Annotated in this window: 25 protein-coding genes; 12 read left to right on the forward strand and 13 right to left on the reverse strand. The window is 41.3% G+C overall.

What is annotated here, in order from left to right; all coding sequences use genetic code 11:
- Nucleotides 1-124: 124 nt before the first annotated feature.
- Nucleotides 125-1,651 (reverse strand): cryptochrome/photolyase family protein, encoded by a 1,527-nt coding sequence (locus tag I8748_RS25295; RefSeq protein WP_198127281.1) that lies wholly within the window; start codon nucleotides 1,649-1,651, stop codon nucleotides 125-127.
- A gap of 111 nt (nucleotides 1,652-1,762) precedes the next feature.
- Between I8748_RS25295 and I8748_RS25300 the strand changes: the two genes are divergently transcribed.
- Nucleotides 1,763-2,608, forward strand: a complete 846-nt coding sequence (locus I8748_RS25300; RefSeq protein WP_198127282.1) for an FAD-binding domain-containing protein — start codon at nucleotides 1,763-1,765, stop codon at nucleotides 2,606-2,608.
- Between the two features lie 141 nt (nucleotides 2,609-2,749).
- Complete coding sequence (locus I8748_RS25305) at nucleotides 2,750-3,172, forward strand: hypothetical protein (protein WP_198127283.1); 423 nt, start codon at nucleotides 2,750-2,752, stop codon at nucleotides 3,170-3,172.
- A gap of 385 nt (nucleotides 3,173-3,557) precedes the next feature.
- On the opposite strand, the gene I8748_RS25310 is transcribed toward I8748_RS25305, so the two are convergent.
- The 7 genes from I8748_RS25310 to trxA form a co-directional block, all read right to left on the reverse strand.
- Nucleotides 3,558-4,049 carry an orange carotenoid protein N-terminal domain-containing protein gene (locus I8748_RS25310; RefSeq protein WP_198127284.1) on the reverse strand — a complete coding sequence of 164 codons (492 nt, stop codon included), beginning with the start codon at nucleotides 4,047-4,049 and terminating at the stop codon, nucleotides 3,558-3,560.
- A 245-nt stretch (nucleotides 4,050-4,294) separates the two neighbouring features.
- A complete protein-coding gene (locus I8748_RS25315) occupies nucleotides 4,295-5,491 on the reverse strand; it encodes an MFS transporter (RefSeq protein WP_198127285.1) in 1,197 nt (398 codons plus the stop codon).
- 325 nt (nucleotides 5,492-5,816) lie between these two features.
- Complete coding sequence (locus I8748_RS25320; protein ID WP_198127286.1) at nucleotides 5,817-6,515, reverse strand: glutathione binding-like protein; 699 nt, start codon at nucleotides 6,513-6,515, stop codon at nucleotides 5,817-5,819.
- Between the two features lie 165 nt (nucleotides 6,516-6,680).
- Nucleotides 6,681-7,370 carry an SDR family NAD(P)-dependent oxidoreductase gene (locus I8748_RS25325; RefSeq protein WP_198127287.1) on the reverse strand — a complete coding sequence of 230 codons (690 nt, stop codon included), beginning with the start codon at nucleotides 7,368-7,370 and terminating at the stop codon, nucleotides 6,681-6,683.
- A gap of 217 nt (nucleotides 7,371-7,587) precedes the next feature.
- Entirely contained in the window at nucleotides 7,588-8,253 is a 666-nt protein-coding gene (locus tag I8748_RS25330) for a nitroreductase family protein (RefSeq protein ID WP_198127288.1), read from the reverse strand.
- 304 nt (nucleotides 8,254-8,557) lie between these two features.
- On the reverse strand, nucleotides 8,558-9,670 hold the full coding sequence (locus I8748_RS25335; protein ID WP_198127289.1) for an alkene reductase: 1,113 nt from the start codon (nucleotides 9,668-9,670) through the stop codon (nucleotides 8,558-8,560).
- A gap of 107 nt (nucleotides 9,671-9,777) precedes the next feature.
- Complete coding sequence (trxA, locus tag I8748_RS25340) at nucleotides 9,778-10,110, reverse strand: thioredoxin (protein ID WP_198127290.1); 333 nt, start codon at nucleotides 10,108-10,110, stop codon at nucleotides 9,778-9,780.
- An 80-nt stretch (nucleotides 10,111-10,190) separates the two neighbouring features.
- Here trxA and I8748_RS25345 point away from each other — a divergent pair, with 80 nt between their 5' ends.
- Nucleotides 10,191-10,556, forward strand: a complete 366-nt coding sequence (locus I8748_RS25345) for an ArsR/SmtB family transcription factor (RefSeq protein WP_198127291.1) — start codon at nucleotides 10,191-10,193, stop codon at nucleotides 10,554-10,556.
- A gap of 48 nt (nucleotides 10,557-10,604) precedes the next feature.
- On the opposite strand, the gene I8748_RS25350 is transcribed toward I8748_RS25345, so the two are convergent.
- The 3 genes from I8748_RS25350 to I8748_RS25360 form a co-directional block, all read right to left on the reverse strand.
- On the reverse strand, nucleotides 10,605-10,781 hold the full coding sequence (locus I8748_RS25350; protein WP_198127292.1) for a hypothetical protein: 177 nt from the start codon (nucleotides 10,779-10,781) through the stop codon (nucleotides 10,605-10,607).
- A gap of 433 nt (nucleotides 10,782-11,214) precedes the next feature.
- Entirely contained in the window at nucleotides 11,215-11,592 is a 378-nt protein-coding gene (locus I8748_RS25355) for a hypothetical protein (protein ID WP_198127293.1), read from the reverse strand.
- Between the two features lie 119 nt (nucleotides 11,593-11,711).
- Nucleotides 11,712-12,731, reverse strand: a complete 1,020-nt coding sequence (locus I8748_RS25360) for a S66 peptidase family protein (protein WP_198127294.1) — start codon at nucleotides 12,729-12,731, stop codon at nucleotides 11,712-11,714.
- Nucleotides 12,732-12,832: 101 nt separating this feature from the next.
- On the opposite strand from I8748_RS25360, the gene I8748_RS25365 reads away from it, so the two are divergent.
- The 9 genes from I8748_RS25365 (at nucleotide 12,833) to I8748_RS25405 (ending at nucleotide 21,081) form a co-directional block, all read left to right on the forward strand.
- Nucleotides 12,833-13,270 carry a DUF2262 domain-containing protein gene (locus tag I8748_RS25365; protein WP_198127295.1) on the forward strand — a complete coding sequence of 146 codons (438 nt, stop codon included), beginning with the start codon at nucleotides 12,833-12,835 and terminating at the stop codon, nucleotides 13,268-13,270.
- 123 nt (nucleotides 13,271-13,393) lie between these two features.
- Nucleotides 13,394-13,693 carry a hypothetical protein gene (locus I8748_RS25370; RefSeq protein ID WP_198127296.1) on the forward strand — a complete coding sequence of 100 codons (300 nt, stop codon included), beginning with the start codon at nucleotides 13,394-13,396 and terminating at the stop codon, nucleotides 13,691-13,693.
- Nucleotides 13,693-14,139, forward strand: a complete 447-nt coding sequence (locus tag I8748_RS25375) for a type II toxin-antitoxin system VapC family toxin (RefSeq protein WP_198127297.1) — start codon at nucleotides 13,693-13,695, stop codon at nucleotides 14,137-14,139. The genes I8748_RS25370 and I8748_RS25375 overlap by 1 nt, the downstream gene beginning before the upstream one ends.
- A gap of 352 nt (nucleotides 14,140-14,491) precedes the next feature.
- Complete coding sequence (locus I8748_RS25380; protein ID WP_198127332.1) at nucleotides 14,492-14,854, forward strand: Lin0512 family protein; 363 nt, start codon at nucleotides 14,492-14,494, stop codon at nucleotides 14,852-14,854.
- 221 nt (nucleotides 14,855-15,075) lie between these two features.
- Complete coding sequence (locus I8748_RS25385) at nucleotides 15,076-16,419, forward strand: aromatic ring-hydroxylating dioxygenase subunit alpha (protein WP_198127298.1); 1,344 nt, start codon at nucleotides 15,076-15,078, stop codon at nucleotides 16,417-16,419.
- Between the two features lie 45 nt (nucleotides 16,420-16,464).
- Entirely contained in the window at nucleotides 16,465-17,262 is a 798-nt protein-coding gene (locus I8748_RS25390) for a DUF3598 family protein (RefSeq protein ID WP_214662745.1), read from the forward strand.
- A 66-nt stretch (nucleotides 17,263-17,328) separates the two neighbouring features.
- Nucleotides 17,329-18,537, forward strand: a complete 1,209-nt coding sequence (locus tag I8748_RS25395; protein ID WP_198127299.1) for an FAD-dependent oxidoreductase — start codon at nucleotides 17,329-17,331, stop codon at nucleotides 18,535-18,537.
- A 191-nt stretch (nucleotides 18,538-18,728) separates the two neighbouring features.
- Nucleotides 18,729-19,124 (forward strand): nuclear transport factor 2 family protein, encoded by a 396-nt coding sequence (locus tag I8748_RS25400; RefSeq protein WP_404800366.1) that lies wholly within the window; start codon nucleotides 18,729-18,731, stop codon nucleotides 19,122-19,124.
- Nucleotides 19,125-20,760: 1,636 nt separating this feature from the next.
- Nucleotides 20,761-21,081 carry a thioredoxin domain-containing protein gene (locus tag I8748_RS25405; RefSeq protein WP_198127301.1) on the forward strand — a complete coding sequence of 107 codons (321 nt, stop codon included), beginning with the start codon at nucleotides 20,761-20,763 and terminating at the stop codon, nucleotides 21,079-21,081.
- Nucleotides 21,082-21,283: 202 nt separating this feature from the next.
- Here I8748_RS25405 and I8748_RS25410 read toward each other — a convergent pair whose 3' ends face one another.
- Together I8748_RS25410 and I8748_RS25415 are read right to left on the reverse strand one after the other, a co-directional pair.
- On the reverse strand, nucleotides 21,284-21,517 hold the full coding sequence (locus I8748_RS25410; RefSeq protein WP_198127302.1) for a hypothetical protein: 234 nt from the start codon (nucleotides 21,515-21,517) through the stop codon (nucleotides 21,284-21,286).
- 119 nt (nucleotides 21,518-21,636) lie between these two features.
- Nucleotides 21,637-23,487, reverse strand: coding sequence for a S8 family peptidase (locus I8748_RS25415; RefSeq protein ID WP_198127303.1), 1,851 nt, complete (start codon nucleotides 23,485-23,487; stop codon nucleotides 21,637-21,639).
- Between the last annotated feature and the right edge of the window lie 45 nt (nucleotides 23,488-23,532).

Below are 23,532 nucleotides of genomic sequence, written 5' to 3' on the forward strand. Positions count from 1 at the left end.
TAAGTCAATAATTTAGCACATTTTGGTATTTACTTTGGGTGTTAGAATATAACTTTTTGTATCCAAAACTTCAGTGAAGACGGAAACAGAATTTTATTAGCGATCGCACGTTATAACTACAGCCTTACGGTTGATCCACCGTTGGCGAGGATATTTCTTGAGCGTGCCAATCTTGAGCTAGTTGGCGAATAGACTGTAATTCTTCAGGAGACATTTTATCAAGATTGTTCAAGATAAAGCTCATCCGTCCTTGAGACTGTAATTTATTACGGTGTCGGTCAAGAAAATCCCAATAAAAGAAGTTGAACGGACAAGCATTTTTACCTGTCCGTTCTTTGTGGTTATAAACACAACTTTTGCAATAGTCACTCATTTTATTGATATAGTTAGCGGAAGCAGCATAAGGCTTAGATGCCAATAATCCTCCATCAGCAAATAAACCCATACCAATCACATTTGTCTGCATTACCCAGTCATAAGCATCAATGAACGCTGCGTGAAACCAGTTTTCCACTGCTTGTGGCTCAAGTCCAGCAATTAATGCAAAATTACTCAACACCATTAACCGCTGAATATGATGAGCGTAACCAGTACGTTGCACTTGTGTTAATATCTGGTGTAAACAATTCATTTTGGTTTTACCAGTCCAGAAAAATTCCGGGAGCGGTTGTGTGTGGTTAAACCAATTTTTGTTTGAGTAATCGGCATCTACAAAATGATAAATACCATGCATATATTCTCGCCAACCCAACACCTGACGAATGAAACCTTCTACACTATTTAAAGGCAATTGGTATTGAAAGTAAGCTTGTTGGGCTGCTTGAATTACATCCATTGGTTGGAGTAACCCAATATTCAAGTAAGGAGAAAGCAGTGCGTGCCACATGGTTTCTTCTCCTGTTACCATTGCATCTTGATAGGGGCCAAAATCTGTTAAACGATGTTGAATAAACCAGTCTAATACTAAGAGTGCTTGTTGGCGATTTACCCCCCACCGAAATGTTTCTACTTCTCCATAAGTAGTCAAACATAGAGAATTCACTTTAGCTATGACATCAAGTGTAATCTCATCTGGCTCAAACCATTTCGCCCCAGGTGTATTTAACTTACCTTTGGGCGGTTGACGGTTTTCTTTATCTAAATTCCACTGTCCTGCTACTGGTTTATCTTTATCCATCAAAATTTGAAAACGCCGCCTTCCTTCTCTATAAAAATCTTCCATCAGTAGACGCTTACGAGATGAAGCCCAATTATTGAATTCTTCTGTACTCCACAAAAACTGGTTATTAGGAATCAGAGTTATTTGACAAGGGAGTTCTAAATTTTGAATCATCTTGCTAAATGGTCGGTCATTTGGCATCATCACCCGCAACTGAGTAATTCCATTTGCCTTGATCCATTCAGTTAGTGGTGTTTCAAAATCTTCAGCTATTTTGTAGGTGACTGAATATTTTAGTTGCTGCAACTCCTGTGCAAAATGTCGCATTGCTGACCAAACCAAAATTAGCTTTTGTTGATGGTAAGGTCTTACTTGAACATGATGTAGCGACTCAATCAAAATTACAGGCAGATTATCCTGATGAGTACAACTTTGCAAAGCTGCTTGTTCTGGCCACAGTTGGTCGCCCAATATCCAAATCCCAATTGTCATGTTAGTACCACAAATACCTATGCAGTCACTTTCAGCATAAGCTTAAATATAGTTAGCTAGTTAGCGATCGCCAATTATATCACTCAAGATTCTTGTTATTTTTACCGCTTTATGTTAAAAAAATTCTCTAACCGTGATGAATTGATAGCTTATCTCCAGGAACAATTCCCCAAAGCGGCAGAACGCGATCGCCACATCAGTGATATCGTGGGGGGACGCAAAGCTGCTAAGAAAGCATTGCAAAAAGTAGACCCTGCAACTTACGCCAAAACCCGCAACTTTTTAACAGGTGCAGTCACGCGACTTTCGCCTTATATTCGCTACGGGGTTTTAAGTTTGCGAGAAATTCGGGATCATGTGCTTGACAACGTAAAGCACCCAGACGACGCCACGAAACTAATTAATGAATTAGGCTGGCGTGACTATTGGCAACGGCTTTATGTCAAACTGGGTAACGGTATCTGGGAAAACCAAGAAGAATACAAAACAGGTTACACCCAAAAAGACTACGCACCCGATTTACCAGAGGATATCAAACAAGGCAGTACAGAGCGAGTTTGCATTGACAGCCTTAGCCGTGAATTGCAAGAAACTGGCTACCTACACAACCACGCCCGTATGTGGTTAGCTGCTTACATAGTGCATTGGCGACGGATTCGTTGGCAAGCAGGGGCTAAATGGTTTCTCGAACATTTGCTAGATGGCGATCCTGCTAGTAATAATATGTCATGGCAGTGGGTAGCCAGCACTTTTAGCCACAAACCCTACTTTTTCAACCGTGAAAACTTAGAACGCTATACCAAAGGAGTTTATTGTCAAAAATGCCCACTTTACGGACATTGTGACTTTGAAGGCAGCTATGAACAAATAGAACAGCAACTTTTTCCCAAAGGAGAATTTACCAAACAATCTAACAGCCAAAGCTGGCAACGTGGCAAGAGAGGGAAGGGGAGATAGGGAGATGGGGAGCAGGGGAGCAGGGGAGATGGGGAGCAGGGGAGCAGGGGAGCAGGGGAGATAAGGAACAACTGACCACTGACAACTGACAACTGACCACTGACAACTGACAACTGACAACTAACAACTAACAACTGACAAATGACTAAACCAATCATTTGGGTACATGGAGACTGTTTAAGTCCATATAACCCCGCACTGCAAGCATATCCAAACACACCAGCTATCTGGGTTTGGGACGATGCTTTAATAGAAGAATGGCAACTGGGTCTCAAACGCCTCACTTTTATCTATGAATGCTTGCTAGAGTTACCTGTTGAGATCCGGCGTGGAGATGTCGCTCAGGAAATTTTAGCCTTTGCCAAAGAGCATAATGCTAACTTAGTTGTCACAGCAGATAGTCCCAGTCCCCGATTTGATGATATCTGCAATCAGATTGAGTCTTCTTTAGCAGTGGAAGTGCTGGAAGTAGAACCATTTTTTGACTACGACGGCTATATTGACCTGAAACGGTTCTCGCGTTATTGGAAAGTAGCTGAGAAATATGTTTTTGAAGATGGCTGAGGGTGCGTTATGGACACGCCGAAATAACAAATGCGTTCGCCAAAATAACAAATGCGTTCGCCAAAATAACAATTGCGTTGGCGTAGCCCAACCTAGCCATCGCCATAATTGCAATAATTTAGAGTCTGGTAGGTGCGTTATCGCGCAAGCATAACGCACCACAAATCTCTGACGGTGCGTTAGGACAAGAGTCCATAACGCACCCTACAAAAGGAGATTTTAGGTGATTAAATCACTTATGTGTAGACGATAGCGCCTTTTAGCAGAGGGAGAGGTCATCGAACTCCCGATAAACTAAGCTTTTGCAATTACAACCCTCAGTTCGTAATGACGTAAAATCTTAGTCCCTGCGTAAGTCCTGAGTTGATTAGCAAAGTACGAAACTTTAGATTTCTGCACCCGCTTTTGGTTGAGCGCCTAATGGTGAAACATAATCTCGGAAAAGATTCATTTGTTTCTCAAAAGGTAATTGCTTGATTTTCTCTAACAAGGTGTCAGCTTGTTTTGAAAGCTGATAATCATCAGGCACAGGAATAACACTACCGCTATCCATACCTTGAGCTAAACGATACCAAAATAGTAACTTGGTGGTATCACTCAAAGAGCCATATTCACGGCTAATTTGAGAATCAACTTTATTAATTAAGTCACGCTGAACTTGTAATTGTTGTTCGTGAGATAGTTCTTGAACTTGATTGAACAAACCTTCTGCAATATCTGGTGAAACAGTGCTAGCACCTGGGGCTGCTGGTGTAATGGATTCCCCCATTTCTTCGTAAATAAACCAGAACAAAGCCAGCTGTTGGTCTACATCCAATTGTTGCCAAGCTTGGACACATTCGCGAATAGTTGGATCGTTGGTTTGGGTATAAGTCATAAAAAGGTTTGTTGCTATTAATTGAATTTCAATAACAAACGTAACAAACGTATCTTCGGTGTTTAACCTTACTGAAGACAGAAGTATCCAAACCAGAGAGAATAATTATGACTAGTAAAAAATGGGTAAAATCTATGCCAAAATTCTCAACATTTATATTCGTGATTATCGGTCAATAGACAGATTCCAATAAACCCTTTTGGGGTTGGGAATTGAAAATTGGGCACGGGTAAATAACTTAACAGCTAGCTTTCACTGTGGTTTCTTTTGGTTTTGACAAGCCAGGTGGAGAGCAAAGCGATCGCTACTCCTGTCAAAATAAAACAAGGAGCATAGCCGTAATTATCCACAATTAGACCGAAGACCGCAGCGCCAATTCCCTGGCCCATAAAAAAGCTGAAGGCAAATAGCGAGACTGCAACACCTCTAGCCTCAGGTGCTAACTCGGTGGCTTGGGTCTGGAGGGTACTATGAATCATATAAAAGCTCAATCCCATTAAAATGGTCAAGGGAATAAATAATACCCAGTTCTGAAATAATGCGATCGCTAAAAAACCAAAACACAACAACCACCCTCCAACCCCAATCAAACCAATCTCACCCAGCCTCCGCACCAACCATTTCACGGAGTAAGTGTAAATTAGTCCACCAAATCCAAAACCACTAAGCATAAAGCCGATCGCTAAATAGGGTAGGCTATATTGGTCTCGAAGAAATGCACCGACGTAAGCATATCCTCCAAAAGCACAAAAGCCTTCAATAAATACCCCTAAAATTACGATACGAGCAGTAGGCTGGGTGATGAGTTGGTAGTAAGGCTGAAACATTTGCCAACTCAGCCGACCTCTTTGACGATTTCCATCTCTGTGATGGCGCGTTAAGCGCCACAACAAGCCAGCAACGGCTAAGGAAGTTATCCCAAATACTAAAAAGATGTCGCGCCAACTAATATATTCCCCAAAAATGCCTCCCAAACTGCCGCCAAGGATTTGACCAAGCATCAAGGCACTTAAATACTTTCCAATCGCCGCTTGACGTTCTTCGTAAGGAAAGTTATCACCAATATAAGCTAGGGTGACTGGTATTATACCAGCAGCAGCAACTCCTGTCAAAAAGCGTAGTAAGGTTAGTAAAAGGATATTTGAGACAAAAGCACAAATCGCTGTACCTATAGCAAATGCTGCTAGTGCTGCTGTAATTACCTTCAGTTTGCCGATGCGATCGCCTAGTGGGCCGTACACTAGTTGAAACAGTCCATAGGGAATTGTATAGGCTGAGATAATCACCGCAGCACTGCCAACACTGACGTGGAACTCTTTAGCAATGATGTACAGCAGTGGGTCAATTACCCGTGCATCAGCAATTACCATAAAGGCAGCAGCGCCTAAAAGTCCTAATGAAGCAGGCGTTTTGCCAGGTTGAACCGTTGTGAACTTACCCACCAAGTTCTCCTGTTGTTGAAGTCTTTACATTTTTTCACACTTCAACGATTTTATGGCAACTATCAACGGGTACATCACAGATAGCATCTAATGTTGAAAGATGAAAAGGGTGTAGGGGTTAAGGTGTGGGGTGTGGTTAACCCCATGCTTGCTCTTTTACAGGTTTCGTTTCAGGGACGCTTTGTTTCTTGAGACACTCTCCTCGAAACAAATTATTTCTTTTTCTCCACAACCTACATTCGTTTGCTCTATACCATGCGCGGATGTGAGAGTTTTAATCTCTTCCCCTACACCCCACACCCAATACCCCATACCCCGTTTTCAGTCAACGCTGAATCGTTTTTGCAGATTGGTTAAATAATAACTCCCGCGACTTTTCGATATCTAGCGTCTGATTTTTGAATGCCTCTGCCTTCTCGTAGGCGCGAATTGTTGCTGGACGCGCTTTAATTGTCTCAAACCAGCGCTTCAGGTTGGGAAAATCCTCTAGCTTTTGGCTTTGGCGTTCATAGGGGACAATCCAGGGATAAGCAGCAATGTCCGCAATGGAATAATCACCAGCGACAAACTCTCTATCTGCTAGTCGCTTATCTAGCACCGCGTATAAGCGTCCTGTTTCATTCACATAGCGGTTAATCGCATAGTCAATTTTTTCGGGTGCATAGTTGCTAAAGTGGTGGTTTTGTCCTGCCATTGGCCCCAAACCTGCCATTTGCCAGAATAACCACTGAAGAACTTCAACGCGTAAGCGCAAATCTTCCGGTATCAATTTTCCGGTTTTTTCTGCCAAATATAATAAAATTGCACCAGACTCAAAAACAGAAATTGGCGTACCACCAGTAGCTGGTTCATGGTCAACAATTGCCGGGATGCGATTATTAGGAGAAATCTGGAGAAATTCCGGCTGAAACTGCTCTCCAGCGCCAATATTTACAGGAATAATTTTGTAAGGTAAGCCGACTTCTTCTAGGAATATGGTGATTTTATGACCGTTTGGAGTTGTCCAATAGTAAAGGTCAATCATAGTTTATTTTTCCTACAGTGTTTAATGCAGTGGAAACACGGTTAAGGCGGTAATATAAGTTCAGGCGATCGCTAAAGGTTTCCGAACTATTGATAAAATTTAGGTAGATACGGGAGCAAAAGTGCGATCGCTATTTATAGCCCCTCATCTCCCCTACTCCCCTGCCTAGAAATGCTCAACCCAAGGCCGTAATTCAACTTCCCATGTCCAAGCACTACGGGGTTGGCGTAGTATGCTCAGGTAAGTTTGAGCGATCGCATCCGGATCAAGAGTACTATCAGGTTTGTCTGCTGGATCTGGTCGTAATGCTGAGCGGATAGCACCATCAATTACGAAATGCGCTACATGAATATTCTTTGGTGCTAGTTCACGGGCAATACTTTGAGCCAAACCACGCAGTGCAAACTTACCCATAGCAAAGGGTGCAGACTGAGGATAACCTTTCACACTGGCTGAGGCTCCGGTAAAAAAGATAGCACCATTCCCCTGCTGCAACATCCTTTTTGCAGCAGCTTGAGCAACCAAAAAGCCACCGTAAGCAGTTATACTTAGAGTTTTTGCTACCTCGATTGGGTCTAAATCCACAAGGTGCCCCCGCACTCGATAGCTGGGATTGTAAACGACAATATTCACTGAACCCAGTTTATTGTCAACATCATTAAATAACTGCTGTACTTGGTCTGGTTTTGAGACATCAGCTGCAAAACTGACCGCTCCAATTTCACTACTGAGTTGAGTGAGTTTTTCAATTTGGCGAGCTGCTAAAGCTACACTAATTCCCTCTTTCACAAACAAGCGAGCTAAAGAAGCACTAAGTCCACTACCTGCTCCGACAATTAAAGCTGTTGTTGGCATGGATTTAATTCCTACATAGGGAATGGGGAACTCGGGGCCCCTTCTGGGGATAAGGGGCAATGGGGAATTGGTAATTGGTAATTGGTAATTGGTAATTGGTAATTGGTAATTGGGAAAAAGAGAATTGGATTCTACTATTAGTCATCACATCTCACCCACTACCCATCACCCATTACCCATTACCCATTACCCATCTCCCTATCCCCTCAACTCAGAACTAACCCTGATATGGATTACCGATTCTGTCAACAGAGACGTTGTAGGAAAATGGTAAGCGACCAGGATTCAAGCGGGGTTCTGCTGCATAGCCAACGGGAACCAGAACGGCGATCGCTAAATCTGGATTATCTGCTGCACCAATCACTTCTTTAACTTTTTCCTCTATCCAACCGTTCATGAAGCAAGTAGACAATCCTAAACTTTCTGCTGCTAATACTAAATGGGTGGCTGCAATGATCGCATCTTTGATGGCATATTCCCGTCGTTTATCTCCTAGGGTTGATTGAAATTGGGGAACGGCAGTTTTAAAGTAATTTACAGTGCCTTCATTCCATGCCCCTGTCTGAAATCCTTGCTCTAGAATTGGGGTTAAGTCTTTTTCGCCTACTGTGGGATCGGCGGCGAAGACAAATGTAACTGGTGCTTGGACAATTTGCTGTTGATTAAAAGATGCTGCTGACAGTGCTGCTTTTTGGGCTTCATCTTGAACGAGGATGATTTGCCAGTCTTGGATGTTAAAACTGCTAGGTGCAGCCACGGTCAACTCTACCAATTGCTTCAGGAGTTCTGGAGCGATGGGGTCTGTTTTAAAAGTTTTGATGGAACGTCGCTGAGCGATCGCACTGGGTACATCTAAAGGTTGAGTTTGGGTGATAGCACTCATGAGATTCTCCTAATTTAATTTTAATTTGACGAGCCAGGAATTCTATCAAACTGGGACAATTCAGCTAAAACACATATTCATTGCATAATTATTCGTGTTCAGGTAGCGTCTTTGAAAAAAGAAGGTCTTTGACCGATTACCGATGACAATCATCAGTCAACACAAATAGATATGCAATCTTTATGTAGAACAGCTTAGTATTGCTTGAAATTCCTCAAACAGCCTTTCACTAAAGATTGTAAAGCCAAAATCCAATTTACGCTGACAGCACTTTTTTGGTGCAACCCAAAATCCAAAATTGGTATTAGGAAATCCCTACTTTTTGGCTAGCAGTTGACCAAAATGGATAGTCTGTATATCCTTTTTCCCCACCACCATAAAAAGTTGATTGGTCTGGCTGATTTAGGGGTGCATTGATAGCTAAGCGCTGGGGTAAATCAGGATTGGATATAAATAGAGTACCAAAGGCAACTAAATCTGCTGCGTTGTTTGCTAGTACAGTATTAGCCTTTTCACGGGTATAGCCGCCATTGACTATAATTGTACCTGTATAGCGATCGCGCAAATGACTGGTTGGCACGACTGTTGTACCATGTCTGATGTCTGCGTCTATAGCCTCAAAAATATGTAGGTAGGCTAAATCAAACTGGTTCAGTGCTTGGGCTACATAACCAAAGGTTTCTAATGGGTTGGAGTCACGTATGTCGTTAAACGTCCCACTAGGAGAAAGGCGTACTCCCACTTGTTTAGCACCCCACACACTAGTTACTGCCTCTGTCACCTCTAATAGCAGTCGGGCACGATTCTCAATACTGCCTCCATACTTATCTGTGCGTTGATTAGTGCCATCCCGGAGAAATTGGTCAAGTAAATAACCATTGGCACTGTGAATTTCCACACCGTCAAAGCCAGCCGCTAGGGCATTGGCTGCGCCTTGACGGTACTGTTCTACAATTCCTGGTATTTCCGAAGTTTCTAATGCACGGGGAGTCACAAAGGGTTTTGGCCCTTCATAGGTTAAAGCCTCACCTTTGGGAGTAATGGCAGAAGGTGCTACAGGTAATTCTCCATCAGGTTGCAAATCCGGGTGAGAAATTCTGCCTACATGCCATAGTTGTAGAAAGATTCGCCCTCCCTGTTGATGCACGGCATCAGTCACCAACTTCCAACCTGCTACCTGTTCTTGTGAATGAATTCCTGGTGTATGAGGATATCCCTGTCCAGTAGGAGCAACCTGAGTTGCTTCAGAAATGATTAGTCCAGCGGAAGCCCGTTGAGCATAGTAGGTGGCATTCAGTTGGTGTGGCACATTTCCCTGCCCTGCCCTGTTTCGGGTTAAGGGGGCCATTACTATACGGTTGGGTAGTTCCAGGTTCCCCAGTTGATAGGGAGAAAATAAGTTGATATCAGTACTCATGGTTACATTTTTAAATAGAGTATATGGAATTGGGAATTGGGAATTGGGAATTGGGAATGGGGTATTCTCCCTCATCTCCCTCATCCCCCCATCTCCCCCGCCTTCTACTAACTTTCTTGAATATGCTGTGCTAGAGTCTTAGTCAAGGTGGTTTTCGGTACTGCACCCACGACTGTATCGACTTGTCTCCCTCCTTTAAAGATCATCAGCGTGGGAATGCTGCGAATTCCATAATGGCTGGCAATTGTGGGGTTTTGATCTGTGTTCAGCTTCACCACTTTCACCTGTCCTTCGTATTCAGCAGCAACTTCATCTACAACCGGAGCCACCATCCGACAAGGGCCACACCAAGGTGCCCAAAAGTCTACTAATACTGGAATTTCACTTTCTAGGACTTCTGGTTTAAATGTGGCTTCTGTGACATTTGTAACGGATGACATAATTGCCTTTTTGATTTAATTCTATTGTTCGGTAATATCGAATAATTAAAATATAGTCGATTTTAAGAGATAATGCAAATATGAGATTCTTATATCATCCAGACCGAAAAAACATTTCTTTACCGGGAGTGCTATATGCGTTAGGCGATCCAGTCAGGCTAGAGATAGTGCGCTTGCTGGCGACTAAGGGTGAGCAATGCTGTGCTGAGTTTGATTTTGCGATCGCCAAGTCTACCATGTCCAATCATTTCAAGATTTTACGGGAGTCGGGGGTAGTCTTGACTCATAAAGAAGGGACACAACACATTAATCAGTTGCGGCGTGAAGATTTAGAGGCACTGTTTCCAGGGTTATTAGATGCGGTGTTGCGATCGGCTCAACCATTGATGATATGTAATCAGTCAAAAGTTCCTGCTAAAGTGGTGCAAAGACAGAGTGAGAGGTAAGGATTTTTCACAATTCTTACGTATTAATACTTGAAAGTTCAATAGATTTTATGGTGCATTGGAATCCGTATTATGATGAATAACCACTTGAAGCAAATTACTTAATACAAATAAAAACCCTGCAATTACTGAAACAAGCATTAAACCAGAAAGGGCAGCAAAGGGAGAGACAATAAACAACAGTAAAAATGCAAACATTAAAATTGATAGAAGCGTCTTATTCATCTTTTCTGACCTATTTTAGTTTCCAGCTTTAAATTAACTAACAAATTCGTGTTCTGACATATGTCCGTAAACAGAGATTTTGTAGGAATTACGCACTCGTGACGAAAAACTAAGCTTTTGCGATTACTTCACATTGAAAGCGGGTTCTTTGAAGGAGTACGCTCGCTGCGGACGTAAAATCGTAGTCCGTGCGGAAGTCCTGTTTTGAAGAAGAATTCAGAAGCCAGAATTCAGGTTCTGGGTGCAGAATGTGGGTTAAATACAGCATTTTTCATTGGTATGAGGTACAAAAATTACAGGCTTTGAGGCAGGAGGCAGGAGTTAGAAGCTTTCCATCTGATGAATGAATTCTGCGTTGTGTACTTCATTTACTTGCAAACTGCTGTATTTAGTGCCGACTTACCTAAACTATGCTTCGACTGCTATATAGCATCTACCTACTAGGCGCACCAATTTGTTGACAAACAATTTGCATTGCTTTACCTGGTGAAGAAGTGGCGACAAAAGGTATTTCTCCTTTTTTATTATCTTCTTGAAGTAGCTGTCCCTCTGACCCGTAAATAGCTATGTGATTGAGAAATAGCCGCGATTCTTTGCACAAAGCATGGAATGTCGTCTCGAATATGCCATCTTTATACATGCCATAAAGCTTGTATGTGGTGCCGGTAATAGTTTCCTTGTCTAAAGCTATACTGTTTCCTAACTTATCATGCCCTACTGTGATGTATCTGTCTGTGTCTTGGGCGATCGCTACATTACTGCTCAACAAAATAGCGATCGCTCCCACCATACCGCCTATTTTAATTAACATCTGCGTTAAAATTATAAGATTGCATATATTTCTACTCCTCATCTCAGTAGTTATAACTCGGTATAAGCACTGAATTTAAGGAGAAGGTGAAGGGGAAGGTAAATTAGTGAGTGTTTATTTCAACTCACAGCGGCTTCTAACAACTTAATTGTCCCAGCTTCGGCATCTATTTCCACTTCTAGACCAATTGGCAAGATAAATTTATCTTTTAGATGACCTATCATGGAACCGTACCAAGCGGGAATACCCAAAGGTAGAATGTGGTCTTGCAATACTTGCATTAAGGTAAATGATGGTTCATCACCAAGGCTACAATCAGTGCATTGCCCAAAAATAAAACCGGCAATTTGATTAAGTATGCCAGTATTTTTTAACTGAGTCAGCATCCTATCTACTCGATAAACATCTTCATTAGTATCTTCTACAAATAAAATACTTTGGTACCAGGAAGGTAAGTAAGGTGAACCTACCATTGCTGATAGTACCGATAAGTTACCACCCACAAGTTTACCTTTTGCCTTTCCCGGTGCGATCGCTTCTACTCGCACTTCACCAGTCTTAATATTTTCCATTGTCATCGCTTCTTTATTAAATAAGATGCGCTTGAGGTAATCCAATACAAATGGACTCCAAGTAGATATGGCGACGGGGCCGTGAAAAGTGATAATCCGACTGCGGGCATTAATTGCTAATAATAGAGAAGTAATATCGCTATATCCCATTAAAATTTTTGGATGGGAGCGAATGAGAGGATAATCGAGTAGCGGTAAAATTCGATTACAGCCCCAACCACCACGCATAGTAATAATTGCTTTCACCGAGCGATCGCCAAACATGGTATTTATATCAAGAGCGCGATCGGCATCTTTACCCGCTAAATAACCATAACGGTCTAAAATATGCGCCCCAAGCTTGACTTTTAATCCTAACTCTGTCAAATATTGCTTAACTACTTCGATATCTTTGGGTTCAACAATACCCGCAGGAGCAATTAATCCTACAGTATCACCAACTTGCAAACGCGGCGGTTTTATAATGGTATTCAAAGACAACTTGCCTTGAGCAGCCAGTATTGGAATCTGAGTGGATAAAGTAGCTAGTCCACAGGTTGCGAGAAATTGGCGGCGCTGGATATTCATGATAGAAGTTTACCCTCACATTCTCTGCTCTCATTCATACTTTTTCCCTCTCCAATTACTGCCTTATTATTTTATTAGTATATTTTATTATTGCTTAATACATGAATTTACCCAATATCAAGCACGAAATTTTAGGAGAGCTACGGTATGACACCAAATTTGATTGGTATGAAAGTCAAGTTGTTTTTTATGAAACACAACTTTCAATCAGCCTTTCAATAGAAGATAACGATAAAATCGAATCAATATTGACTAGAGCTAGTAGTGTTGTAAGACATCTGAAAAATTATGCTAAAAATGCAGAAGAATATGCTGTAAAAAAGTTGTTAGAACTTAAGAATAAAACATGGCTATATGAAGACGAGACATTTTTAACATCTGAAGAGTTCAAAAACCGAATCATACTTGAAGGATTAGTCTTTTCTCCAGATGGTGAAGTGGAGTTCTACTATAACGATGGAAATCTATTTTTTGGACATTGTATTCTGATCACAATGGATAAAGATAATTGCTTCATAGATGCTAGTATTTCTGGATAATTTAGCATAAAGGTTTTTATTGATTAATACATTTAAGTTAGTAATTTTGTCCTTAAGTGTATTAGAACAATTTTTTTGCTTTTGGCATAGATCCATAATTTAAGTATGGAAGTGAAAAACAACATGGACAATAACAAAATTGAAGTGACTGGAATCAGTGAACCTCTCCTTTGGCTGATTGATGAGCGAGTGAGGCACTTTGGAGGCGACAGAGCAGCATATATCCGTGATTTGATTGAAAGGGATATATTCGGCACATCACACGGACAGAAACAACAAAGTGCCGATCTGGGTACAAAGCGTACTTTTGACCCACAACAATGGTCAGCCGATATGAAATTATTAGCTCAAGGTGCGGAAAAAATACCAGTTTTACCGCCAGAAGCATTTACCCGTGAAAGCATTTATGGGAATCATGACTGATGCTGTTCATGGCAGATACAAACATCCTATTACGGTTCGTTTCTCCTTCAGATCCAAATCATATTTTGGTTCGTGATGCCATCTATTCTTTACTGCAAAGGGGAGAAGAAATCTGTTACACATCACAAATTCTGGGAGAATTTTGGAACGTATGTACGCGACCTACAACGGCACGAAGCGGTTTTGGCTTATCAATTGAGGAGACAGACCAGAGAGCGCAAGTGATAAAACGTTACTTCAATTTTTTGCCTGATAGTGCCGCCGTTCATACGCAATGGCGGCGTTTAGTTGTGGATTATAGGGTGTCAGGGGTCAAGGTACATGATACAAGGTTGGTTGCAGCAATGTTAGTGCATGGGTTAACCCATATCCTGACGTTTAATGATAGTGATTTTGCCCGTTATTTAGAAATTACTGGTGTTCACCCCAAAGATATAACACCATAAGACAATTTATAAGGCATGAGAAAGGCAATATCTAATGCTACACAAGCGCAAAGTAATCATATTCAAAAAATTTACCGAATTTTGGGCTTTTCACCTTTGTGTCTTTGTGTCTTAGTGGTTCACAAGTCAATTTTTTAACCACTAAGTCGAGCCAGTGCGTTCGGTCGCCAGACTTGAAGCAACTGGCGTCACTAAGACACCAAGAAAAATATATTGGCTACTCTACACCTCATAGATTCCGTATCCCTTGTTTTCAGAATCTACCCAAAGAGTTAATAATCCTTCTTAAAGAGAGTATGCTGTTGCTGTATTGAAAGATAAAGTGAAAAAGAAAGATTTCCGGGAGGTAGCAGTGGAGCGCAAACGCTTAATTATTGAAATGGGGATGGGAATAGATCAACATGGACAAGAACCAACGGTAGCAGCAGCAAGAGCTGTACGTAATGCTATCGCTCACAATGCTTTACCTGGTGTTTGGGAAATCGCTGGTTTGAGTGACCCCAATGAGATGATTGTCCAAGTCCAAGTAGCAGTACCTTATCCAGAACAAGTTAGAGAAGAGGAAGTACTAGCTGTACTACCTTTTGGCAAAAAAACTCTCACCGTAGAATTTGGGGGAATGGTGGTGCAAGGGCGAGCTATTGAATCTCTGAACGACAAAAATGACGAAATGTTGATAGCGATCGCTGCTGTGACCGTTTTGATTGAAAATTAGTAACTGATGCGATCGCTACACTGGATAATGGGGAATTGGGAATGGGGAATTGGAAATTGGGAATTGGGAATTGGAAATTGGGAATTGGGAATTGGGAATTGGGAATGGGGAATTGGGAATTGGGAATGGGGAATAGGTAATAATATTATCTATTTATTAGTTGTGTATCATCTTAATAAGTAAATTTTTTAATTTTTCTAGATAAAAACTCAAATTCAATTATGACATTAGAAATCAACAGGCTATCAACTTCTACTTTTGAAACATCTGAAGCAAAGCAAGAATTTAACTGGCGACAATGTTGGTATCCTGTGTGTTTTATCCAAGACTTGCCAAAAGACCGACCTTACACTTTTTCTTTGTATGAAGAACCTTTTGTATTATTCAAAAATCAAGAAGGAAAACTTATTTGTCTAACAGATCGTTGTCCTCATCGTGCTGCTAGACTCTCCGATGGACAACTAATTGATGGTCAAATTGAGTGCTTGTACCACGGTTGGCAGTTCGGTACAGATGGCCAATGTCTGCACATTCCTCAGTTACCTGCTGATGCCAAAATTCCTGTCAATGCTTGTGTATCGTCTTTTAAAGTTGTAGAACACCAAGGTATCGTTTGGGTTTGGGCGGGAGAAAATGACACTGCTGCTGTTGAATTAATTCCTACTTTAACGGATTTAGAAACACCAGGATTTTTCAGCACAGATTACATGCGTGATCTACCTTATGACCAAAGCTATTTCATAGAAAATGTGATCGACCCTGCACACATTCCCATTAGCCATGATGGCATTATGGGCAATCGAAACGACGCCCAACCGCTGGAAATGGAAGTCATCGAAAGCTCAATTGCAGGTATTCGGGGACGGTATAGGAGATTACGAACACCTAATCAGCCTTGGAATGATTTAGATTTCATTGCTCCCAACTTAATTGCTTATAAAATTAACTTTGTACAACGAGGTTGGCAAGGTGGAACAGGTTTGTATTCTATCCCTCTCGGTAAGAATAGATGCCGAATTCTCGTCAGAAATTATGGTAATTTTTTCAATTGGAAACTCAAATATTTGCCTAGTTGGGTAGATCACATCATGACGCGAAACCAAGTCTTGGAAGGAGATTTGCAACTTGTTGTGGAACAAAAGGCACAAATTGAACGTTTGGGAACAAGTTTAAAAGAAGTCTATTTACCGCTGAAAACGTCTGATACTTTGGTACTTGAATACCGCAAATGGTTAGATAAATATGGTAAATTTTTGCCTTTTTATCAAGGTTATACTTCTGCCAAAAATATAGACACGAGCGAATCTAATCAAAATTCGACATCCCTAGACCGATTCTTACAACATACACAAATTTGTCATTCTTGCAACCGAGCTTATCAGGTGACAAATCAGTTCAAACAAATCTTTATAGGAGTAGCGATCGCCCTAGCATCTTTAGGCATATTAATAGATAATCCACAGTTGAAAATAGGCATAATTTTAGCTGCTATTGCGTCTGTTGGTTTGGCATTTGGTGCCCAGAAACTCAAAATTCAGTTTGAGCGTTCCTACACACGCCACTAATTTTATCTAATTCAAGCAAACTATCGAATTTAAGAATTGAATATTATGAATCTACAAGAGCAAAACTGGACAAATTTATTTGGTAATCACACTCTTGAAGAAACTGCTTGGCATGGAACTTGGACTCAATATTCCCCAACTCAAGAAGTTATCAATACCTTTCAATGTGTGAGAAGTTTTCATGCTAATGAAGATAAAACATTGATTTATCACACAAATAATTACACTTACTCTGATGGAAGTACAGCAGAAAAAAGCTGGCAACTGGAAAAGCAAACTTGTAACCAGCCTGATGGTTTAGTTCATACAGCCGTCCCTTCTATGAGGACGTTATCTTTTGGTCAAGGTGCAACTGTTTGGTTAAGTAAAACCTTGGAAGCAGAAAAAAAATTCGCACTAGAGTTATTTTTCCGACACAATGATTGGCGAACTAGTGTTGGGATTATTTATGCAGAAAATCACGATATAGAAAGGATTACTCACATTCGTGAACATTTAGGTAGCTTTACTTTAGAACCTCCTAGTTCTGAGGTGAAAGAAATAGATGGTCAGTGGATAGGGAAAAAACAGTACATGACTCCTGATTTAAGAGTCTCCGATACTGAACCTATTCCAGAACTCATCTTAGACCCGACAAAAGGTATAAATAAAACTGTTTTCTTACCTGATGGTGTGGTTGTAAATACTCCTGAAAGATTAGAAACTGGTCAGGCATTTAAAATTGTAGCCGGAAGATTTGTATCTCCAACTATTTTTAAGCGACTAACAGCAAAATATAACGTTTTGGGTAATTTTGAACTATTGGTTTATGAAGTATTTCATCGGCAATTTGAGAATAAATAGGAAGTGGGGAGGAGTTATCTAAATTTGGTATCAAAAATTATAAACTAACTTTGAACTTGATAATTTATGCTTGAAAACTATCAAAGTCAATTTACTCCCGTTGTCAAGAAAGTTGCTATTGTTGGTGCTGGGCCTGGCGGGTTAGCAGCGGCGATCGCTTTGCGAAAACATGGTATTGATGCCCAAGTTTATGAAAAAGCCCATGCTTTGCGACCAGTGGGGGCTGGGTTGTCACTACATCCCAACGGCTTGAATAGTTTAGAAGCGATCGCCCCAGGTATAACTGACGCTTTGAAACGTTCGGGTAGCCAGATCCGCAAAATCAACTTGAAGAAAACTACCGGAGAAATGATTGGAGAAAATTCCATCACTTTTACGGATAAATACGGTCAACCATTGTTACAAATTGGATGGTCACGCTTGCAAGAAATTCTTGCCTCAAGATTGCCAAGCGATGTTATCCACCTCAATCATTACTACACCAGCTTTGAGCAAAGTGACAGCAAAATCAAAGTATATTTTGCAGATGGCAAGACAGTAGAAGCAGACTTACTCATCGGGGCTGATGGGTTAAATTCCCAGGTCAGACAGCAACTAACTGGTGAGGGTGAGCCTCGTTATGCTGGACGCCTGTCTTGGCGTGCTGCAATCAAATTCAGCCATGAACTATTAGCTGCTGACGAAACAACATTAATTAGCACATTTACAGGCAAATATTTCTTAGTTATTGACCAGAGTCAAGGAGACATATTTTGGAGTGCTGGAGTGGTATCACCTGAGAAAACTCTCTCCTCAAATGCTGCTGAGGTGAAGTCAAGAGTTGAACAACTGTTTGCAGACTTTGCAGAACCAGTACAGGCAATTATTGAAGCAACGGATGCCGAAGAAATTGTAGAACGACTGATATGTGACAGACCACCTTTGCAAAAATGGAGTCAAGGGAGGGTAACGCTTTTAGGTGATGCTGCTCATCCAATGATACCAGCGATCGGACAGGGAGCCAATACAGCCTTGGAGGATGCCTGGGAACTCTCCCAGTACCTAGCCCATAGCTCTAGCCTGGAAGACGCCCTTACTAACTACGACAATCAACGCATACAACGTACCCAAGTAATTCAAGCTCGCAGTGCCATAGAAGGCAACCGCGCTTTAGATATTAAAAATGAAGTCTTTCTGCACGAATCGTTAAGTTTGGCACAGGTGAGCCAATCAGAGTTTGATGATTGGCTGTATAATCCTAGACCATGCATAGTTAGTGAGCAAAAAAGCCTGTGACCAAATAATTACTAATTCGTAATTCGTAATTCGTAATTAATAATTTAATAATCATGAATTAATATTTAATAAATTGAGGATGTAGTGCAACTTAATTTATTAATGTAAAATACAAAAGTTATTCATTGTTCAGAGCAACTACCTTGAGGTATGGGGTATAATTACGAATTAAGAATTATCAATTACGAATTATTTTGACCAACCATCCAGAAGCTATTGAAACAATAGTCGCCGCCTACTTTGCCAACATTGCAGCCATGAATCCAGAAGGCTGGGTAGAGAATTTTGCTGAAGATGCTGTTAGTTATGATCCGGTTGGTGAACCACCAACAAAAATTCATGAAGGATTCCGTCAGTTTATCGGGCAATTGCAAGCAGTCTTTGAAAAACTGGAACCAATAACTGAGCATACCTTCGTTGCTGGTAATGAAGCAGCAGTCAAGTGGACAATGCACGGACTCAGCAAGAGTGGCAAATCAGTAACCTTCGAGGGAATCACTATTTTCGAGATTAACGAAGCTAACAAGATTCAAACGACTCGCGCATATTGGAATCCTGCTTTGATGGTAGCTCAACTGCGCTCTTAAACGTTTCAGGTTGCGAGGAATACAGAGTAGGGAAGCGATCGCGGAAATTTTGTAATTGCTTCACTTCGTTGCGATCGCTGCGGACATATCGCAAGTAATAACCAAAGGACATGATATTTGAAATAATCTTTGCGACACATGGATTAACTGTAGGGGCGTACAGCTGTACGCCCCTACAAGATATCTGTTTCAGGTATAAATAATCAAGCAAACGTGATATCGAAATTTATCCGGAAGATGCTGTTTGAGATGCGAACAATTAATTGGTAGATGCACCCTGATAATTAACTCCCCTGGCTGGCTAACACTGGCTGGGGGATTTTTTTTGGTATCACGATTAGAAATTTGTCCGGAAGATGCTGTTTGAGATGCGAACAATTAATTGGTAGATGCACCCTGATAATTAACTCCCCTGGCTGGCTAACACTGGCTGGGGGATTTTTTTCGGTATCACTGACAACCACGATTATAAAAGATTTATCCGGAGGCTGCTGGTGAAATAGCGAATATTGATTGGTAGATGTACCTGATAATGACTTCTCTGGTTACTTGACACTCACTAACAGATTTTTGATGCTGGGTAAACAGCAACCCTGTTTACAACAATCTTACCCGAAAGTTACTCATTCAGTCTCAAACAAATCAATTACTGATAAACTTACCCTAATAATTAACTCTCCTAGTCGGTTGCCACCACCGGGGGATTTTTTTGTGCTGAGAAAACAGCAAGTTTATTTGTGACAATTTTATCCAGAACATACTGTTTAATCCTAGAACAGATTGTTAGTAAATGCACCCTGATAATTAACTCCTCTGGTTGGCTGCCACCGCTGGGGGATTTTTCTATTTGAAGAAAAAAACCACTTCAATTGGTACAAATTAATCCGGAGGATTGTGTTTCAAGTTAGAACAATTAATTGGTAGATGCACCCTGATAACTAACTCCCCTAGCTGGCTAACACCCACTGGGGGATTTTTGTGGAAAATCTGTTATTTGTCTGCTGTAACTGCGGATATTGGCTTAGGGCAATATTCTAGCGCAAGTTTGGTAAAATATTCTAGCGTGTATAGTGTGCCATTTCTTTTTCTGTCACCGCTTGTTGACCCATTACTTTGAATCGTAGCAAGCATCCTTATCCCTATAGGGTTTTCAGGTTACTCTTGGTGCTTATGAATCAGTTTAGATGCTTTAACTCGCAGCATTAGCCAAATAACGAATTATTTAAGGATATTGCTTTTTTTGCGATCGCTAGACACCCTGTAAGACTTCTACCGCCTAAAAGTTGGAAGTTAGCACATCATATCATTAATATTGTTTAACTTTCTATGTTGGTTTCCAGATAATTTTCATTTCCTGATGAACTAGATAGTCCATCCAGAAGTTCTGACTCCAAATCAATAATAGCTCTAGTCCTTGAATTTAAAGCTCTTTACGCTCTTTGGCAAACCAAGAACACACTTGATTTTGAATTGCAGCCAGGTACTTATTTGCTGAAATTCTTAATTTTTTTCTATGGGTTTGAGGTTTATAGGTTTAAATGCTTTATGTAAATTGTTAGTCTTCTAGATAATATGGTAGGCTCCGTGAAGCTATGCTAGGATATACCGCTAAATATGCAGAGAGGCACAGAACCAGATGAGTTTAGCTGTCATTAAGTTCTCTTCGGAAGAGTGCGGCATCTGCCACAAAATGTCTTTTTATGACCAAAAGGTGGCTGAAGAGCTGGGTTTGCAATTTATTGATGTGAAAATGCAAGATACAGCTACTTACCGCAGGTATCGTAAAATTTTGTTAACTCAATATCCTGATAAATCAGACATGGGATGGCCAACTTATATTCTCTGTGATTCTCCAGAGGGAGAATTCCAAATTATCGGTGAAGTCAAAGGAGGTCATCCCAAAGGAGAGTTTAGAAGCCGTTTGCAAGAGGTTCTGAATTCAACGGCTAGTGCTTGATGCTTGGGTCAAAAGAGCAGGGGTGCAGGGGAGAACAACAACTGACAACTGACAACTGACAACTGACAACTGACAACTGACAACTGACAACTGACAACTGACAACTGACAACTGACAACTGACAACTGACAACTGACAACTGACAACTGACAACTGACAACTGACCACTGACAACTGACAACTGACAACTGACAACTGAACTCTAGTCAGAATTAATCACCTGGAAAGATTTGACTTCTAGGACAGGGCCTATCATGGCAATTGTCATGATATCTTCGCGCACCTGTCCTTCAACTTTTGCTTTTTGTCCAGCTTTGAGTAAGCTTTTGTCTGCACCTTTGAGAATTTCGTAGGTAACACCCTCATCTGTGACTAACGCCCAAGCGCCAGTGCCAATTTGACGACGTTCGATAGTGCCTGTAACTGTGATGCTCATAATTAAGTGGGGAGTAGGGAGTGGGGAGTGGGGAGTAGGGAGTAGGGAGTTAGGAGTTAGGAGTTAGGAGTTAGGAGTAGAAATTCCTAATTCCCCAGTACCCAGTCCCCAGTCCCCTTCTATGCTGGTTTATTTTCGTTTTTTAATGCTAATCTAGCCAAACCATAACAAAGTAGGGCGTTGATGATGAGGAAGAACCTAGCTAAGTTACCACTTCCTAAACCCCAAACTGCTGGGTCGTAAATTGCACTGACTGTCAAGCAAGCTGCAACACCCAAGGTGGAACCAATGGCAAACCATTTCCAACTAGGATGTCCTAGTAATAATGCTATTAAAACAAGGGGAATCAAGACACTGGCAAATAAAGGATTAAAAGCATTTGTGCCCTGTATGGTGTTGCCGAGTTCGGGAATGGAACTGCCCAAAACTCTCATAGGCCACTGGGGAAGGTCAAAGATATAAATTCCTTTGAGGAAGAATAACCCAGAACTGCCAGCTATTAAGCCACTGGATAAAGACCAACTCCAAGTGAAGGGAAAGTAAACTCGTAAAAACCAAGCTAACAAATAGGAACCCAATACCATGAGAAGTTTGGGTAAAAGTGCGATCGCGCCGCCGTCAATCCAAAAACCTGGGTTAAGATAGCCATTATCGCGTAACCACTGGAAGAAATCTTGGAAAGTAATTTGCCCTTGAGTGGCAAGTTTAACTGCTGCTTCGGCATTGAGTTGTCCAGCACCATAATAGTTCAAACTATCATCTTGGATAACTCTTGCTGACTGCTTAAGGACTTTTAATACTTCATCTGGATCTTTGATACCACTGGCTTTAATTAATGCTGCCACACCAGCAACGTGAGGCGAAGCCATGCTAGTACCTTCAAGCCCCACAAATGCAACTTCGCCGTTTTCGTCGATGCTTTCTTGCAGAATTGTACCAGCTTTACTACCACCAGGGGCGGATATATCAACCCCAGCACCAAAGTTAGAATAGCTTGCTTTTTCGCCATCTGGGCCGAGTGCAGAAACGCCGATAACGTGGGGATAACGTGCTGGATAGCTTGCACCATTGGCGTTTTGATTGCCGGCGGCGGCAATTATGACTACACCTTTTCTATGGGCATGTTCTATTGCTTGCTTGATTAACTGGCTGTCACCGCCACCACCCAAGCTCATATTAATCACATCTGCACCGTTATCAGCAGCAAATTTAATGGCTTCGGCAATATCAGCTACGGTACCACCACCGTTCGCACTGAGTACTTTTAGCGGCATGAGACTGGCTTCGTAAGCAATGCCAGCTACACCATAGTTATTATTGGTAGATTGAGCAACAGTACCGGCGACATGAGTACCGTGTCCGTTGTCATCTGTGGCTTCTTCACGGTCGTTAACAAAATCATAGCCTTTGACGAATTTCGTCTGTTCCAAGTCGCGTACACGAGTGATACCTGAATCAATTACAGCAACGGTGATGCCGCTACCTTTAGTTTGACTCCACGCGCCTTCAACACCAATTTGGTGCAAGTTCCACTGTTTGCTGTAATACTGGTCATTAGGGCCAGTTAACGAGGGGGTTACTTGCTCACCATCTGAAGATTTTAAAACTGTTGCTAGCCCAACGGCTTCACTTGGTTGGGGGATTATTCTGTAGATGTAATTTGGTTCGATGAATTCTGTCGCTTTGGCAAATTGAGATTTTTGTAATTCTTTCAGTCGCTGGCGATCGCCTTTGATAATATAAACATTGTCCTGGGCTGAAAATTTGTTGTCTAATTGGGGTATAACGTTGTATTGCGCTGCGATCGCTTGTAAATCCTGCTTTACTAATTCTCTTGGAATATCTTCCCGAAAATCAAGCAAAATCGTGTCAAACTCACCTTTAGCTGCTAGCCCCTGAAAATTTAGGTAGCCAAACACAGCAGTTACTAACCCAATGACAAACAAGCACAATAATATAAGTCTTCTCATATTAACTCATCACCGCTATTTGCCAGTTTGCTCACTACGATAACT

The sequence above is a fragment of the Amazonocrinis nigriterrae CENA67 genome (assembly GCF_016056305.1).
In the GTDB taxonomy this organism is placed as follows: Bacteria; Cyanobacteriota; Cyanobacteriia; order Cyanobacteriales; family Nostocaceae; genus Amazonocrinis; species Amazonocrinis nigriterrae.

What these genes read in the sequence shown, in the direction of transcription:
- I8748_RS25295 (WP_198127281.1), bottom strand. Translation starts at nt 1,651, where the DNA reads ATGACAATTGGGATTTGGATATTGGGCGACCAACTGTGGCCAGAACAA.
- I8748_RS25300 (WP_198127282.1), top strand. Translation starts at nt 1,763, where the DNA reads ATGTTAAAAAAATTCTCTAACCGTGATGAATTGATAGCTTATCTCCAG.
- I8748_RS25305 (WP_198127283.1), top strand. Translation starts at nt 2,750, where the DNA reads ATGACTAAACCAATCATTTGGGTACATGGAGACTGTTTAAGTCCATAT.
- I8748_RS25310 (WP_198127284.1), bottom strand. Translation starts at nt 4,049, where the DNA reads ATGACTTATACCCAAACCAACGATCCAACTATTCGCGAATGTGTCCAA.
- I8748_RS25320 (WP_198127286.1), bottom strand. Translation starts at nt 6,515, where the DNA reads ATGATTGACCTTTACTATTGGACAACTCCAAACGGTCATAAAATCACC.
- I8748_RS25325 (WP_198127287.1), bottom strand. Translation starts at nt 7,370, where the DNA reads ATGCCAACAACAGCTTTAATTGTCGGAGCAGGTAGTGGACTTAGTGCT.
- I8748_RS25330 (WP_198127288.1), bottom strand. Translation starts at nt 8,253, where the DNA reads ATGAGTGCTATCACCCAAACTCAACCTTTAGATGTACCCAGTGCGATC.
- I8748_RS25335 (WP_198127289.1), bottom strand. Translation starts at nt 9,670, where the DNA reads ATGAGTACTGATATCAACTTATTTTCTCCCTATCAACTGGGGAACCTG.
- trxA (WP_198127290.1), bottom strand. Translation starts at nt 10,110, where the DNA reads ATGTCATCCGTTACAAATGTCACAGAAGCCACATTTAAACCAGAAGTC.
- I8748_RS25345 (WP_198127291.1), top strand. Translation starts at nt 10,191, where the DNA reads ATGAGATTCTTATATCATCCAGACCGAAAAAACATTTCTTTACCGGGA.
- I8748_RS25350 (WP_198127292.1), bottom strand. Translation starts at nt 10,781, where the DNA reads ATGAATAAGACGCTTCTATCAATTTTAATGTTTGCATTTTTACTGTTG.
- I8748_RS25355 (WP_198127293.1), bottom strand. Translation starts at nt 11,592, where the DNA reads ATGTTAATTAAAATAGGCGGTATGGTGGGAGCGATCGCTATTTTGTTG.
- I8748_RS25360 (WP_198127294.1), bottom strand. Translation starts at nt 12,731, where the DNA reads ATGAATATCCAGCGCCGCCAATTTCTCGCAACCTGTGGACTAGCTACT.
- I8748_RS25365 (WP_198127295.1), top strand. Translation starts at nt 12,833, where the DNA reads ATGAATTTACCCAATATCAAGCACGAAATTTTAGGAGAGCTACGGTAT.
- I8748_RS25370 (WP_198127296.1), top strand. Translation starts at nt 13,394, where the DNA reads ATGGACAATAACAAAATTGAAGTGACTGGAATCAGTGAACCTCTCCTT.
- I8748_RS25375 (WP_198127297.1), top strand. Translation starts at nt 13,693, where the DNA reads ATGCTGTTCATGGCAGATACAAACATCCTATTACGGTTCGTTTCTCCT.
- I8748_RS25385 (WP_198127298.1), top strand. Translation starts at nt 15,076, where the DNA reads ATGACATTAGAAATCAACAGGCTATCAACTTCTACTTTTGAAACATCT.
- I8748_RS25390 (WP_214662745.1), top strand. Translation starts at nt 16,465, where the DNA reads ATGAATCTACAAGAGCAAAACTGGACAAATTTATTTGGTAATCACACT.
- I8748_RS25395 (WP_198127299.1), top strand. Translation starts at nt 17,329, where the DNA reads ATGCTTGAAAACTATCAAAGTCAATTTACTCCCGTTGTCAAGAAAGTT.
- I8748_RS25405 (WP_198127301.1), top strand. Translation starts at nt 20,761, where the DNA reads ATGAGTTTAGCTGTCATTAAGTTCTCTTCGGAAGAGTGCGGCATCTGC.
- I8748_RS25410 (WP_198127302.1), bottom strand. Translation starts at nt 21,517, where the DNA reads ATGAGCATCACAGTTACAGGCACTATCGAACGTCGTCAAATTGGCACT.
- I8748_RS25415 (WP_198127303.1), bottom strand. Translation starts at nt 23,487, where the DNA reads ATGAGAAGACTTATATTATTGTGCTTGTTTGTCATTGGGTTAGTAACT.